The following is a 15223-nucleotide window of genomic DNA, read 5'->3' on the forward strand; positions in this document are numbered from 1 at the left end:
TTACACATTCACTACATACACCGGACAGGGCGCCAGGTCGATGACCTTCTCGACGATATGGTCTCCGAACAGCCTGCTCAGGATGCCCTTCTTCTTTTTCGATCCCATGATGATAAGATCGCACCGTTCCTCTTCCGCGACCTCAACGATCCTCTGCGGGACATCGCCCTGCTCCAGTCTCGTTTTGATCATCGCGCCTTCAGCCTTCGCCATCTCATTGATCTCTGAAACAGCCCTGGCGCCGCCGTCGTCCAGCACGTCGTTCAGGTTCTTGATCCCGGTAAGATTGAGATCTCCGTCGAACGGACGCAGTACCTTCACGACCGTGATCCAGGTCTTTTCATCCCTGGCCATTTTGATGCCCTGTTCCAGGACCTCTTTATGTCCATTCAATGCGATAAGGATTTTTCTGTAGCCTTTCATATCTACATACTCCCTTTCTTTTATCCGTCCGTCGTCCTTCAACTCACCGAACTATCAATATCGGCCGTTCCGCGTTGGCAATGATCCGCTCCGCCGTGCTGCCCATGATCGCCTTGTTCATGCCGCTCCAGCCGTGGGTCCCCATGACGATCAGATCGTTCTTGAACTTGTCGGAGAGCTCAATGATCTTGTCGCTCGCATGGCCCTCCTGGACCACGGCCTTGATCTGCACTCCCTGTTCAGCGGCCAGCTTCTTCGCAACATCGGCGATCTTCTCGGCCTCCTGGAAAAGGCTTTTCGTAATGGTCTCGGTCTTGAAGAAATCCATCATTTCCTCGTAGCGCGGGATCACATAGAGGACCGTGATCTCTCCGCCGTCGAGCCTGGACAGTTCACAGGCGCGGACCAGCGCCTTTTTGCTGGACTCTGAACCGTCAAAGGGTACCAGCATTGAGCTGTATTTTCCGGTGCATCGGGTGCATTCCCTGGTCACGACCAGCACATCGCAGGGGGAATTCATAATTACCTGCGAGGTCACACTGCCCATGAGCAGTCTTTTGAATCCCTTCCTGCCGTAAGTGCCCAGGGCGATCAGGTCTGACTTGTTCGTTTGTGCCGTTTCAACGATTACCTCGGGCGGCTCGCCCTCGCAGATATAAGACTCGACACTGCCGTTCAAGCCGAATTCGGACTGGAGGCTCTTTTTCGCATCAAGACAGACCTTGGTGCCGAACTCGAACCGTTTTTCCATCTGCGACGGCAGTATGGTGAACTCTTCCTGGTCGAAAAATACCGCATGGATAAGGAGAAGCTTCCCTCCGTGCACCTTCACCCACCGGGAGGCCTCTTTCAGCGCGGCCTTGCTCGACAGCGACTCGTCATAGCCTACAACAATTGAGTTATACATCAGTGAGAACCCCCGCCTTTTCTGAACACCATGCTTACGCCAACACCCGCGCCGAGCGCGACCCCGATGGAAAGAAAACCGTAGATCGCCGGGCTGTTCTGCGCCATCGTGGCCAGTGTCTTGACCATGCCGACCTGCTCCACGTTCACCTTTGCTTGTGCCTGTTCTATGACCTTATTGTCCTTCACGGCATAGACCGAGACGAGGTAATCGCCCGGCTGGGCCTGGTAGGGCCAATCGGTGAGGATGTAGTAATCCTGGCTTCCCTCCGCGTTCAGTTTGGTATCGATCTTTCCGAACGACGTCGTGTATACTTTGGATCCTTCCTTGAACTTGACGAACTCATCAAACCATTTTGTTTTCTCTTCCTCGTTCGCGACCGGGGTTATATCCACATGCTTCGCGAGCGCGGGATAGCCGATCACGTACTTTTCCCGCTCTTCGACGCTCAGGATGTCTTCCACCTTCTTCGTGCTGAAGACCTCGTAGAAGTTGGGTGTCTGCTCGAACTTCAGCTGGCCCACGTTCATCCACAACACCCCCGCGATCTTGCCCTTCTGCTTCATTACCTGGTGCCCTTCGGGCGAGGTTATCTTTATGACCAGGTCCACGCCCGGGTCCGATATGCCCCGCACGCTCACGGTGCTGCCGTGATAAAAGAAGTCGATGGTGATATGATCGTGATTCGCTATTGCGGTAAGCATGGCCTGCGCCGTGCCGGCGAATGCAAATTGGAAAATGCAAAATGCAAAAGTTAAAATCAGCGCGGCCATAACCCGCATTTTTCTAACTTCAGTTTGAAATTTGAATTTTGCATTTTGAATTTTGAATTGATTTTTCATTTTAATGTCCTCCTACTTGACTAAGAAGTAATGCCGGAGTCAGGGTGACTTCGAACACGATCTTGACGGTCACGGCCAGCACGATCCCCGCAAGCAGGATCTTGAGCTGCTCGGCCTTGAGCTTCCGGCCGAATACGGTGCCGATCTGCGCCCCTACGGTCGAGCCCACGAGCAGGAGCACGGCGAGCAGGAAGTCCACGCTGTGATTGGTGTATGCCTGGAGGAACGTGACCTCGATGCAGGTGAAGAGGATCTGGAACAGGCTTGTCCCGACCACCACATGCATCGGCATCCTGAGCAGGTACACCATGATCGGGACCATCAGGAACCCGCCGCCCACGCCCATGATCGCGGCAAGAATACCGACAAATCCGCCAAGCACGATCGGAACGAACACGGAATGTGTGATACCCGACTTCTCGAAGCGGGTCTGGAGCGGCAGGGAATGCAGGAACCTGCCCATCGCGGATTCTTTTTCTTCCTTCGCTTCTTCTGCAGCGCCATCCTTTTTCTTTCTCATGCTCTGGAGGCTCTCGATGAACATGTAGACACCGACGATGCCGAGCATGAGGATATACGTGATCTTAATCACGAAATCAGCATTACCCATGGCATGAAGCAGTTTGATGGCCTGGACGCCGACGATGCCTCCGGCAAATCCGCCGACCAGGAGATACAGTCCCATCTTAAAGTCCACGTTCCCCACCCGCCAGTGCGCGTAGGTGCCGGACGTGGATGCCGCCACGATCTGGTTGGAATCGGTTGCCGCGGCGACCGTCGAGGGTATGCCGAACATGATGAGCAGCGGCGTCAGAAGAAATCCGCCGCCGACGCCGAAGAGACCGGAAAGCAGTCCCACGGCCAGCCCGAGCCCCACGGGAATCAGGATGTTGATACTGGTCAAAGCAATAGGTAGATACAGGTACATTACTCAAGCTCCTTTTCTCTTAATATTTTTTCCGCGAACCTTGAACCCTGAACTTTGAACCCTGAACTCTGAACTTTTTTAAGCAACTACACACGCCTGTCTCGTCATAGTCACGATCGGCCGCGATGCAGTGCGCACCAATCGGTTCAGGTCCTTGGAGGTGACATTCCCGGCCTCGGTAATTGCAGGACTCAAAACGACCTTATCAATACCCCCGTGTTCCTTAAGAAATTTTCGTATGCCCGATATTGCATCCAGACTTGAGGCATGGACCTTCGCGTGAATGCCTTGCTTAAGGCAATTCTTCACAACGGTGTCGACTTCCTTTTCGTAGACCCGCTTCACGTCTCGGTCGCTCTCAGTCATGATCTGCTGAGCCGTATCGTGCTCGCCGGCCTCGGCAAAGCTCACGGCTGTCATCATGTTTTCCAACTTATCCATGAGTGAGCTCTGCTTCTGGACGAACAGGAGCGTGATGTCCTCATACATCGCCTTTGCAAGCTCGATCGCGTACGAAACCCCTTCTTCCAAATTTTCATCCCGGTAGGTGACGAACAATAACTGCCTCTTGCCCATGTCTCTGCCTCCTTAAAAAGTAATTGCTTCTTGCCCTGTACTATTGCAGTATGAGTGCCAAGTCGTAACAGTTTGATATTATGTATGAATATAGAATTAAGAGGGAGAGGTCGTGTTTCAGATATGAACGCAGGTGAACGCTGGTCAAAGACGGAATATAGTTATCGAGACCAAAAACCCTTTATTTACAGGTATTGAAAGTAAAATTGGCATTTTGGAAATGAGACTGGATTAAGAGCAGTTAAATTGAGGCTGTGTTCAAATCTGAAACAAGGAGGTGTTGTTAACCTGGAAAGATATCTGATAATCGGAGGGTAGAGTAAATAAAAAAGCGGAAGGCCCTAACAACATCAACGTTATAAAAGTTCCTAAAGTTGCACCCGTCTTTATGGTAAAGATATTCTCAGAAGACATGTTCTCCGGCAAACCAGGCTCGGCTCATCATCTTTTGCGATTTCATTATGCTTCATAAAGAACCAGTAATGCATCACACTAAACACGCAACGTCATTATATGCATGACATCCTAAGAAGAGTGGCAGCGCCTCTTCAAGAGGCGCTGCCACTGACGAAGCTTCACATCTACATCATGTCTCTACTGGACCGTAACGGTCATTCTGTCGGCATCCTTGCCACCGGCAGCCTTGTTGTCAATGATCAGTTTTCCCACGTCTCCCGAAGCAGCAGGACACACAATGGTATGACTGGAGTCCGTTGTAAAGGCAGCGCCCTGCCAGGTACCGGCAGTCGGATGGGGTCCGATCCCGGCCTTGCAGTTGAATTGCAGGATTGTTCCGGCTGAGACGGTTACCGTGCTTGGCGTGGAATCAACTATACAACCATCGCCCACTACCGTGAATTCAGTCTGTATCTGCAGATCCACCGTACCCGGCTTCTGGCCGCCGCCACGGATGATCACGCTCTTAACACCGTTGCAGGGCGCTATTTCGCAGATTCCGGCTGTGCACACGCCGTTTTGACCATTCGACGAACAGGTTGTTCCATCAGCGACTGTCGCGTGAACGCAGCCAGTGGCTGGATCGCAGGAATCAGCCGTGCAATCGTTGTTGTCATTGCAGCTGATCGTCGTGTTGACGCAGCCGGATGCCGGATTGCATGAGTCGGTGGTGCAGACATTGTTGTCATTGCAGTTGATCGGTGTGTGCGCGCAAGCGCCCGCATTACAGGAATCATCGGTGCATGCATCGCCGTCATCGCAATTCGCGGGAACGCAGTCTGCGGGAGGTACACCCATCATATTGAAGCTGGCATTGAAATTCAAGAACGGGCCGTCCACCATGGGATAACCGTTTTTGCCGTCTCCATTCCAGTCACTTGACATCAAGTCCCAAACTTTGGCGGCCGGATTGGAACCGCATGCCGTTGCCCACAGGGCTGACGGCGCAAACGCGGCATTCGCATTCCATACGTCCACCACGTCGATGTTCTTGCTGGCGCCCCAGTCAAAGAGCATGTGGGCGCCCAGCTGTCCCGCGCCGACGGTAAAGTTGATCGCCGTGCCTGTTCCGCAGCCGGGGCTTCCCGGCGCGCACCCTGCGTAGACCGTGTAGGAGCCGGGGCCATAGATGGCCACATCATGGGCCAACCACTTAATGCCCTGGAACGGGCAGGTTGAGGAAAGTACCGTATTGGAGATCTGGCCGGATGCGGCAACCGAGGTCTTCTTGCTGCCGTCCCAGGAAAAAATAACGTCATTGGAGCCGCCGATCGTTTTGCCGGTCGGATCGATCATGGTGAAATTGTTGCCCGTCGTGAGCACGGGGCAAATCGGCGTGTGAACGCATTTAGCGGCTACGCACGTATCCGTGCTGCAAACGTTGTTGTCTTCGCAATCAGCGGCAGTGACGCAGCAATTCGCGACCGCCGTGTGTCCGCACGCATCCGTGGTGCAGATGTTGTTGTCGTTGCAATCAGCGGCGGACGTGCAACAGGACCCCAGTGGCGTGTGGACACAGGCGCCTGTGGCCACATCGCATGAATCTTCCGTACAGTCAATTCCATCATCGCAGGATGCAGGACAGACAGGTACAGGCGGAACTCCCATCACGTTGAAGTTTGCATTGAAACCAATAAACGGGCCGTCCACCATGCCGTAACCGTTCAAGCCCAAGATGTCTCCGTCCCAGTCCTTTGACATCCAGTCCCAGACCTTATCGGCCGGGTTGGAACCGCAGCCCGCGGTCTGCAGGGGCGAAGGTCCAAAGGAGGCCTTCGGCGACCATACATTCACGACGTCAATGTCATTGTTGCCGCCCCAGTTAAAGAGCATGTGGGCACCAAGTTCTCCCGCACCGACCGCAAAGGTGATCGGAGCGCCTGCTCCACAGCCGGGGCTGCCGGCCGGACAGTCTGCGTAGACCGTGTAGGTGCCCGGCCCATAGATTGCGACATCATGCGCCATCCATGTTATGCCGAAGAACGGACAGGTGGATTCAAGCGTTGCGTTGGACGCCTGGCCGGACGCTGCCACCGAGCTCTTCTTCGTTCCGTCCCAGGTGAAGTTAACGTCATTGGTGCCGCCGGACAAGGCCCCGGTAGGATCCAGCATGGTGAAATTATTATTAAGCGTCACGGGGTCGCATCCGCCGGGAATGGCTGTTCCAGCGCATACTCCACCGGAACAAACATCCTGTGTTGTACAATCCTTGCCGTCATTACAGGACGACGTATTAGGGGTGTGGGCGCAAATGCCGGTGACCGCATCGCAGGAATCGGTTGTGCAGATATTTCCATCGTTGCAGTTCCTGGCCTTTCCCGCACAGATGCCATAGTAACAAAAGTCTCCTGTTGTACAGTCATTGCCATCATCACAGGTCAAGGTATTCCAGGCGGACGCGCAATTGCCGGTGGCGGTATCGCAGGAATCGGTTGTACAGACATTTCCATCATCACAGTTTTTGGCTGTTCCCGCGCAGACCTGGCCTGAACACATGTCGTTCAGAGTACAGGGATTGCCATCATTACAGGAGGTCCCATCCGGCTGTCCCGTGCACAGGCATCCTGGAACAGGCGTATAAACGCACGCGCCTGTCGCTGCATTGCAGGTGTCGGAAGTGCAGAAGTTGCTGTCATTGCAAGCCGTATTTTCATGGAAACAATAACCGCCCACACAGCGATCGGCCGTGCAGGCGTTTCCATCATCGCAATTTATAATCGTGCATGGATCGGGATCATAGACGGCTTCATCGAACCAGTCAAGCGAACGATACCCATCCGCGCGCAGGATAAAGGCGTAGCCGGCGAATGCGTTACTGTGCCACACGGCCCCGCCCGTTCCCTCGGGGACCACGGTTACATTCCAGGTGCCGTCGGGGTTCAACTTCCTGGACCCGTCGGGATTGAACGAGTTCTCGGAGACCCAGACGCCGTCCGGCAGCACCCCACCCCCATGAAATGAGACACGGTTGTGATAGTCCGGGTCCAGGTCCCAGCGGTCTGTATTGTTCGGGTTGGTATTGAGGCCGACCGCGTTGGACGAAAATGTCTGCAGATCGGCACCTTGCCATACATTGACCGTCAACGTACCAAAGTTCCTCATTTCAAATTTGGGCACGATCTGCGTTCCCATGAAATCGCGATTGGGCCCGTTATAGACATCAAACGCGAAGTCGAAGGTCAGCTGGCCTGCCATGGGCTCAAGGGCGTTGGGATGCGAGGCCGATACCGCTCCGCACCATCCAATGGCATCGGAGACAGGGTATGGCTGGAAAGAAAGAGTGGTCTCGACGTCCTCGGAAGGGTTCACCCCCGTGGCATCCACATAGGAGAAGACATCATAATAGTTGAAATGCATGTCCTTCTTGCCGACCAGTAAATCACCGTCAAGGTCGGCCAGCATGTTATTGAAAAGAGACCCCTGCCGGATGGATGCGGAGTAATCCGCCTCCCGGTATGCGGTGAAGTCGGTCGGCACGTCGAAGCCCGGAGAGGTATATCCCCAATAATAGAAGTTCACCTGTGAATCCATATTTGCATGGGTGTAAATAGGGTTGTTCGTTATATCGTGTAAAATAGTATCAGGCCTGTCAGGCGTCAGCCGGTCGGGCCATAGTGTCAGCATATGCATCTTCTGACCGACCGTGCCGAACTCATTGATCATCTCGAAATCTTTCGCATTTCTTCCACCAGGGCCGGTACATTCCCAGTCATCGAACGTGATCGTGGAAATTCCTTCTCCTGCATTGGAGTAACCATTGGAAACATCATAGTGGTCGGTCCAGATCGTCGCTATTGCTTCGGTACTTGATAACAGCAAGCTTGTTGCCAACAGCAGTGCCCCAATCAGATGTTTGTATCTCATGTTTTGTCCCTCCTTAAGATATTTGGTAACTATTCAGCAAAATAATTAGCTTTAATTTGTAACATGACATTTGGTTCTGTCGTCCCCATGCCGACGTTGCCATCCGGAGGAAAGTTATTAGCAGCGATCGACGCATAGGGGACAGCGCCGATACATGGCAACCCGATGATACAAAACAATCATGCTCTCTTCATTTTCCGCCTCCTTGTGTGTCGGAAGCCTCCCGCCTTCGGGCCCATCCCGCAAGCCGGCGACGTCCGGTGGAGTCGATCTCCGACAATGTCGAAGATGCCCCATGAGTAAGATACCCCTGTCGTCGAACTAAAGTTGGAGCGCTGTGCCCGGGATATCCGTCCAGCCTTTTCAACCGCGCAGGGGCAATATTCCATTATCAAAATTCATTTAATGAAAGAACAGTACCAGAACGAACGGGGCTTGTCGTCTTTTCGTGCAGGAGTGGACAACTTTCTTTCCCCGATAATACAAAGGGTTGCGAGTTTGTCGTCCTATTGTGCAGGAATGGACAACTACTTTAAGAGGATATTGTGGGGAATATTGGAATAGGCGAGTAGTAAATCAGGACACAGGGTGAATCTCAGAAGGTCACGCGCGGCCTTGAACGTTTAAAGCCTTGTCATGTTCTGCAAACTCGCACTGCTTTTTGAATACTGATGGGGTCGTACCGATATATTTATTGAAAGCGTTATAGAAGGCGGACTTGGAATTGAACCCCGCATCAAGGGCGATCCCAAGTACCGATAAGTGGTTGTATTTGGGAGAACTCAGGAGTTTCTTGGCCTCCTGAACGCGATACTCATTGATAAAGTCGAAAAAACTTTTTTTCATTTCCCGATTGATCACCTGGGACAGGTCGTTGGCAGAGACAGATAGCTTATCGGCAAGCTCCGACAAGGTGAGCTCCGGTCTGAGATAAAGCTTCTCCCTGTCCATGAGTTGAAGGAGTTTGCGGGCGATCTCAGCCGCCCGCTCAGGGGCCAGATATGATTTCTGGTATTTTTCTTTTTGCAACATCCCAATCGCATTCTGCAGTATATCAGGGGTGGGAAAAGGTGCGTCCAGATCACTGTTCTGGCCGGTCCGCATCAGTTCTGCCCGGTTGGCTATTTCAATCTGTAATAAAATCTCCGGATGGAGGAGACCCTTAAAGGCCATCACAGACGTAATCATGGCGCAACTCAAATATAACAAAGGAACGATTTCACGTTGGATGCCTAATTTTGCTGAAAAGAAGATAAAGAAGATAAAAATAAAGACAAGGGCGTAAAAGAGGAAAATGAGGGTGCGGAGCCAGGATAGGTTGATCTTGTCAATAGATGAAAAGCTCTGCTTGATTCTCGCGCTGTAGGCCATGACCAGCAATAGTGATAATGTCCAGTAGGTGATCTTTTGGATCGCAACCGGGATAAGCGCGATATCTCGAATGTTAAACTGGGTTCCTTCGATCACGGTGCAGCATGAGACTGCCCATTCCGGCGCGTGACCATATGCGATAAAGTAGTAAGAGATGATCAGAGCAGACGCTGTCATTGGAAGAAAATGAAGTAATTGAATCCGGGGGAAAACCCTCCGGCTCGGCGAACTCAATTCTCTGACATAGAAATACAAAAAGGGACCAGGAAGAAAGTTCACCGGCCATGACAAGCCGAGCAGATAGCGATAGGGGCCGTCATAGTTTGTTACATGAAAGAATCCATCGATCAGCAAAACCGACATGGCCAGGAAGAGCGCTGCAAGATAAAGATTGGCCAGTCTGTTTCCTCTGCGCATGAAAAGAAGCGCACCAGCCAGGAGAAAACCCTGTACTGCACCGATCAAGATCAGTACCGAAAAAACGTTGATGGATGGTTCTTGCGCCATATCACTCCACCTGATGCGTTTAATTCAAACAGTCGTCAAAGCTACAAACTGGCAGGTTCGGAATACCGGTTTCACTTTCACAGTGGATACTTGAATGGAACATGTAATCGCAATTGCACAGTGATAAGTATATACTATAATTCAAAAAAAAGTCAATAACTTTAGGGACGTTGCTGTTATTTGTCAAGGGATTTTGGGGGACGTCCTAAGAAGAGTGGCAGCGCCTCTTCAAGAGGCGCTGCCGCTGAAGGAGCTTCAAATCTGCATCATGTCTCTACTGGACCGTAACGGTCATTCTGTCGGCATCCTTACCACCGGCAGCCTTGTTGTCAATGATCAGTTTTCCCACGTCTCCCGAAGCAGCAGGACACACAATGGTATGACTGGAGTCCGTTGTAAAGGCAGCGCCCTGCCAGGTACCGGCTGTCGGATGGGGTCCGATCCCGGCCTTGCAGTTGAATTGCAGGATTGTTCCGGCTGAGACGGTTACCGTGCTTGGCGTGGAATCAACGATACAACCATCGCCCACTACCGTGAATTCAGTCTGTATCTGCAGATCCACCGTACCCGGCTTCTGGCCGCCGCCACGGATGATCACACTCTTAACTCCGTTGCAGGGCGCTATTTCGCAGATTCCGGCTGTGCACACGCCGTTTTGACCATTCGACGAACAGGTTGTTCCATCAGCGACTGTCGCGTGAACGCAGCCAGTGGCTGGATCGCAGGAATCAGCCGTGCACGCATTGTTGTCATCGCAATTCGCGGTAACGCAGAAAGGCACGCCCATCATATTGAAGTTGCCATTAAAATTCAAGAAGGGGCCATCCACCATGGGATAGCTGTTCTTACCATCGTTATTCCAGTCAGTTGACATCCAGTCCCATACCTTTGTGGACGAATTGGAACCGCATGCCGTTGCCCACAGGGCTGACGGCGCAAACACGGCGTTCGGCGTCCAGACGTTCACTACATCGATGTTCTTGCTGGCGCCCCAGTCAAAGAGCATATGAGCGCCAAGCTGTCCCGCGCCGACGGTAAAGTTGATCGCGGCGCCTGTTCCGCAGCCGGGGCTTCCCGCCGCGCAACCCGCGTAGACCGTGTAGGTACCGGGGCCGTAGATGGCTACATCATGGGCCGACCACGTAATACCCTGGAACGGACAGGTTGAGGAAATTACCGCATTAGAGATCTGTCCGGACGCGGCAACCAAGGTCTTGGTGCTGCCATCCCATGAGAAAATGACATCATTCGTGCCGCCGATCGTACCGCCGACCGGACTGACCATGGTGAAATTGTTATTGGTAGTAAGTATGGGGCAACTTGCCGTGTGCACGCATTTACTGTTTACGCACGTATCCGTGCTGCAAACGTTGTTGTCGTTGCAATCATCGGCGGTGACGCAGCAGTTCGCGACCGCAGTGTGTCCGCAGGTATTATTTGTGCACGTATCCGTGGTACAGCTGTCGTTATCGTTGCACGATGCCGGCACGGTCGCGGAGTGCGTGCACGCATTGTTCGTGCACCCATCGTTTGTGCACATGTTGTTGTCGTTGCACTGTGCCGGCACGATCGCCGTATACACACACATACTGCCTGCGCACTCATCCTTGGTGCAGATATTGTTGTCATTGCAATCGGCGGCAGTGGTGCAACAGGGCGCAACCGGCGTGTGGACACAGGTGCCTGTTGCCACATCGCATGAATCTTCAGTGCAGGCGTTTCCATCATCGCAGGATGCAGGACAGACAGGTACAGGCGGAACTCCCATCACGTTAAAGCTGGCATTGAAGCCTATGAAGGGGCCGTCCACCATGCCGTAGCCGTTCAAACCGTCTCCGTCCCAATCCTTTGACATCCAGTCCCAGACCTTATCGGCCGGGTTGGATCCACAGCCCGCGGTCTGCAGGGGCGATGGGCCAAAGGAGGCCATCGGCGCCCAGATATCCACCACATCGATGTCCGCGCTGACACCCCAGTTAAAGAGCATGTGGGCGCCAAGTTCTCCCGCACCAACGGTAAACGTGATCGGATCGCCTGATCCACAGCCGGGGCTGCCTGCCGGGCAGTCCGGGTAGACCGAGTAGGTGCCCGGCCCATAGATGGCGACATCATGCGCCATCCATGTTATGCCGAAGAACGGACAGGTGGATTCAAGCGTTGCGTTGGACGCCTGGCCGGACGCTGCCACCGAGCTCTTCTTCGTTCCGTCCCAGGTGAAATGCACGTCATTGGTGCCGCCGGTCAGTTCGCCGACCCCGTTGATCATCGTGAAGTTGTTGTTGGTCGTGTCGACCAGGGAGCATGAGGCGGAAATGTGCACACAGCCCCCGGTGGCGCTATCGCAGGAGTCGGCTGTGCAGAGATCGCCATCATCGCAGTTGACCTGTGTGAACTTGCAGGCGCCGGTGGCGGTATCGCACGTGTTGGTTGCGCAGGCTTTTACGTCATCGCAAATAACTGGCGTGAACCCGCAGGCGCCGGTCGCGGGATTGCAGCTTTCGGTGGTGCATAAATTGCCGTCATCGCAGGCGACCGGCTTGTGGACGCAGCCAACCGCAGGATCGCAGCTGTCGGTCGTGCAAAGGTTGTTGTCCTCACAGATTACACCGGCGCAGAAATCAAACGGCTCACACGCCGGGGTACCATTTGCCGAATTGCATTTATAGGCCAACGGGCAGATCATCTCTTTATTAAGGCATTTGCCACCCGCGCAGGAATCAGCGGTGCAGGGATTGCTGTCATCGCAGTTCACAGGGGTGCACGGAGGCTCGGGTCCGTATTTGGGATTGAACCAGTCAATCATGCGCAGTGCGTCAGCCCGCAGGATAAAGGCGTAGCCCGCGAATGCGTTCTTATACCATACGGCGCCGTTCCCCTCAGGTACCACCGTTACATTCCAGGTGCCGTCATCGTTCAATTTGGGGGAACCATCCGGGTTATATGAATCCGAGGAGACCCAGGCGCCATCCGGAACCACCCCTCCTCCATGGAACGACACGCGGTTGTAATAGTTAGGGTCCGGGTCAAAGTGGTCCGTGTTGCCTGGATAGGTATTGTTGCTGACCGCGTTGGACGAGAACGTCTGCAGATCTGAACCGGCCCAGACATGGACCTTCAGCGTACCATAGGCCCTCATTTCAAATTTGGGCACGATCTGCGAACCCATGAAGATGCGATTGGGCGGGTCGCCGGAATAAGCGTCCATAACAAAATCGAAGGTTATCTGGCCCCCCATCATGGCGAGAGCGGCGGGATGCTCGGCCATTACTGATCCGCACCATCCGATGGCATCGGAAACCGGGTACGGTTGGAACGAAATGGATTGCTTGACCTCCTGAGGCGGATTCACCCCTGTGGCGTCCACATACGAAAAAGTATCAATATAGGCAAAAAGCATGTCTTCTTTGAGGACCAGATAGTCGCCGTCAACATCGATCTTCATATCGAAAGTACATCCCTGCCGGGTGGATGCCGAGTAGTCCTTCGCTCTATATGCTATTATGTCGCCCGGGATGTCAAAACCCGGAGTTGTATATCCCCATTTGTAGAAGTTTATCTGTCCGTCCATGTTGGCATTGGGGTATACCGGCGAATTCGTCATGTCTTTTAAAATATCTTGAGGAGCGTCCGGCGTGAGCCGGTCAGGCCGAAGCGTCACGACGTGCTGCTGCTGACCGAGTTCGCCGAACCCGCCATTGCACGGCTGGAAATCCTTGTAGGTTTGCCCGCATGGGCCGACATAATCCCAGTCATCGAACGTGATCGTGGAAATCCCGTTTCCCGCAAAGGAGTAACCATTTGATTCATCATAGTGGTCGGTCCAGATCGTCGCTATTGCTTCGGTAGTTGATAACAGCAAGCTTGTTGCCAACAGCAGTGCCCCAATCAGATGTTTGTATCTCATGTTTTGTCCCTCCTTAAGATAGTTGGTAACTATTCAGCAAAATAATTGCTAAAACAAAAATAGCGCTTTATGCCGGAGGTGCTCTTCCTGCTCCTGAGTCGCAGCGCTGCCGGAAACGGGCATCACGGCGATTGACGCTTTTGTTTGAAGGCAAATCGCCTGAGTTCATGCTGTCCCGTCAGTCAGAAACTGTTTCCGCTCCCGAGGGAACTGAATCGTTGCCTTTATATATCAGGAAATGCAGGGGAACACTTGAACGATGCGGCTTTTTTATTGAACGAAGCGGCTATTTTTATCGAAAAGAAGAGGCGTATGGGTAGCAGGCGTATGGGGTCAGACTTAAAGATTGAGTTATTGACACCTATTGGGATATTTGCTATCCTCTGTCATGGCCAGAAAACCCCGAATTGAATACGAAGGCGCCTTTTATCATGTAATCACCAGAGGAAACCAGAAGCAGAAGATATTTAAAGATCCCCTCGATTATCGTAAATTTCTTGAGATCCTTATCGGCTACAAACAACGCTATCATTTTCATCTCTATGCCTACATACTTATGTCCAACCATGTGCACCTTCTGATTGAAACCAGGGACATTCCGCTCTCCAAAATCCTCCAAGGTGTCAACCAGCGGTATACTATGTACTATAACCGAAGGTACAAGACCGTGGGGCACCTCTTTCAGGGCAGGTACAAAGCCATCCTTTGCGACCGTGACCGATATCTGCTGGCCCTTGTAAAATACATCCATTACAATCCCCTGCGAGCGAAGATCGCTGAAAGTCTTGATCAATATTTGTGGAGCAGCCATCGAGCATATTTCACAAAAACAGAGCGGTCAGAGTTCCTTGACACCGACCTTGTTCTCAGAATGTTTTCCGAGAACAAAGGCAGAGCACGAAAACAGTACGCGATGTTCATGAACGACGGAGCAACGGTCAAGCAGGAAGACGTCTATGCCACCATAGATCAAAGACTCTTGGGAGACGAACGGTTTGTCGAAAAGGTCGTCGAAAAACACGATGGAGAAATCAAGAAAGAGCGCCAAAAGAAGGAATACACCTTGCCCCGGTTAGCACGAGAGATTGAGCGGCAATACGGCGTATCGCTTGAAGATCTGCGATCATGGAGAAGAACCATAAATATCTTGACTGCTCGACGACTCTTCAGTATCCTGGCGAAGGAATATGGTTATACGGGGCGAGAGATCGCGGCATATTTGCGGAAAGACCCTGCGGCCGTGACTGTGTATCTCCGGAGTAGCAAGGATATTCGGAAAGAAGTAGAAGTAGTGGCCGCAGCTTTAAAGAAAGAATAAATAACTGTAGAGTAAAGCACTGGCGTAGTGGCTACAGGTTGATGTTTGTGTTCCCCGTTTCTCTCCGTTTCCTCCGAGAGTGTCACTGTATCTCAACCATACCCTATCTCCAGCGCCTTCTCGTCAA

The 15223-nt window shown here is 52.7% G+C and carries 9 protein-coding genes; 1 reads left to right on the forward strand and 8 read right to left on the reverse strand.

Annotated elements, in window-relative coordinates; all coding sequences use genetic code 11:
* The 8 genes from M0R70_14190 to M0R70_14225 form a co-directional block, all read right to left on the reverse strand.
* Positions 1-423, reverse strand: coding sequence for a universal stress protein (locus M0R70_14190; protein MCK9420517.1), 423 nt, complete (start codon positions 421-423; stop codon positions 1-3).
* A gap of 43 nt (positions 424-466) precedes the next feature.
* Positions 467-1330, reverse strand: a complete 864-nt coding sequence (locus M0R70_14195; protein MCK9420518.1) for a universal stress protein — start codon at positions 1328-1330, stop codon at positions 467-469.
* On the reverse strand, positions 1330-2034 hold the full coding sequence (locus M0R70_14200) for a TIGR02186 family protein (GenBank protein ID MCK9420519.1): 705 nt from the start codon (positions 2032-2034) through the stop codon (positions 1330-1332). Before M0R70_14200 ends, M0R70_14195 begins: the two co-directional genes overlap by 1 nt.
* 139 nt (positions 2035-2173) lie before the next feature.
* Positions 2174-3100, reverse strand: a complete 927-nt coding sequence (locus M0R70_14205) for a sulfite exporter TauE/SafE family protein (protein ID MCK9420520.1) — start codon at positions 3098-3100, stop codon at positions 2174-2176.
* Between the two features lie 78 nt (positions 3101-3178).
* Positions 3179-3676, reverse strand: coding sequence for a hypothetical protein (locus tag M0R70_14210; GenBank protein ID MCK9420521.1), 498 nt, complete (start codon positions 3674-3676; stop codon positions 3179-3181).
* A gap of 594 nt (positions 3677-4270) precedes the next feature.
* Complete coding sequence (locus M0R70_14215) at positions 4271-7996, reverse strand: hypothetical protein (GenBank protein ID MCK9420522.1); 3726 nt, start codon at positions 7994-7996, stop codon at positions 4271-4273.
* Positions 7997-8599: 603 nt separating this feature from the next.
* Positions 8600-9874: a helix-turn-helix transcriptional regulator gene (locus tag M0R70_14220; protein MCK9420523.1), complete on the reverse strand. Its 1275-nt coding sequence runs from the start codon at positions 9872-9874 to the stop codon at positions 8600-8602.
* A gap of 274 nt (positions 9875-10148) precedes the next feature.
* Complete coding sequence (locus M0R70_14225) at positions 10149-13778, reverse strand: hypothetical protein (protein MCK9420524.1); 3630 nt, start codon at positions 13776-13778, stop codon at positions 10149-10151.
* 388 nt (positions 13779-14166) lie between these two features.
* Here M0R70_14225 and M0R70_14230 point away from each other — a divergent pair, with 388 nt between their 5' ends.
* Complete coding sequence (locus M0R70_14230; protein MCK9420525.1) at positions 14167-15096, forward strand: transposase; 930 nt, start codon at positions 14167-14169, stop codon at positions 15094-15096.
* Positions 15097-15223 lie beyond the last annotated feature (127 nt).

The organism is Nitrospirota bacterium, from assembly GCA_023229435.1.
Lineage (GTDB): Bacteria > Nitrospirota > UBA9217 > UBA9217 > UBA9217 > JALNZF01.

Coding starts and splice junctions, on each gene's coding strand:
- M0R70_14190 (MCK9420517.1), bottom strand. CDS start 423: ATGAAAGGCTACAGAAAAATCCTTATCGCATTGAATGGACATAAAGAG.
- M0R70_14195 (MCK9420518.1), bottom strand. CDS start 1,330: ATGTATAACTCAATTGTTGTAGGCTATGACGAGTCGCTGTCGAGCAAG.
- M0R70_14200 (MCK9420519.1), bottom strand. CDS start 2,034: ATGCTTACCGCAATAGCGAATCACGATCATATCACCATCGACTTCTTT.
- M0R70_14205 (MCK9420520.1), bottom strand. CDS start 3,100: ATGTACCTGTATCTACCTATTGCTTTGACCAGTATCAACATCCTGATT.
- M0R70_14210 (MCK9420521.1), bottom strand. CDS start 3,676: ATGGGCAAGAGGCAGTTATTGTTCGTCACCTACCGGGATGAAAATTTG.
- M0R70_14215 (MCK9420522.1), bottom strand. CDS start 7,996: ATGAGATACAAACATCTGATTGGGGCACTGCTGTTGGCAACAAGCTTG.
- M0R70_14220 (MCK9420523.1), bottom strand. CDS start 9,874: ATGGCGCAAGAACCATCCATCAACGTTTTTTCGGTACTGATCTTGATC.
- M0R70_14225 (MCK9420524.1), bottom strand. CDS start 13,778: ATGAGATACAAACATCTGATTGGGGCACTGCTGTTGGCAACAAGCTTG.
- M0R70_14230 (MCK9420525.1), top strand. CDS start 14,167: ATGGCCAGAAAACCCCGAATTGAATACGAAGGCGCCTTTTATCATGTA.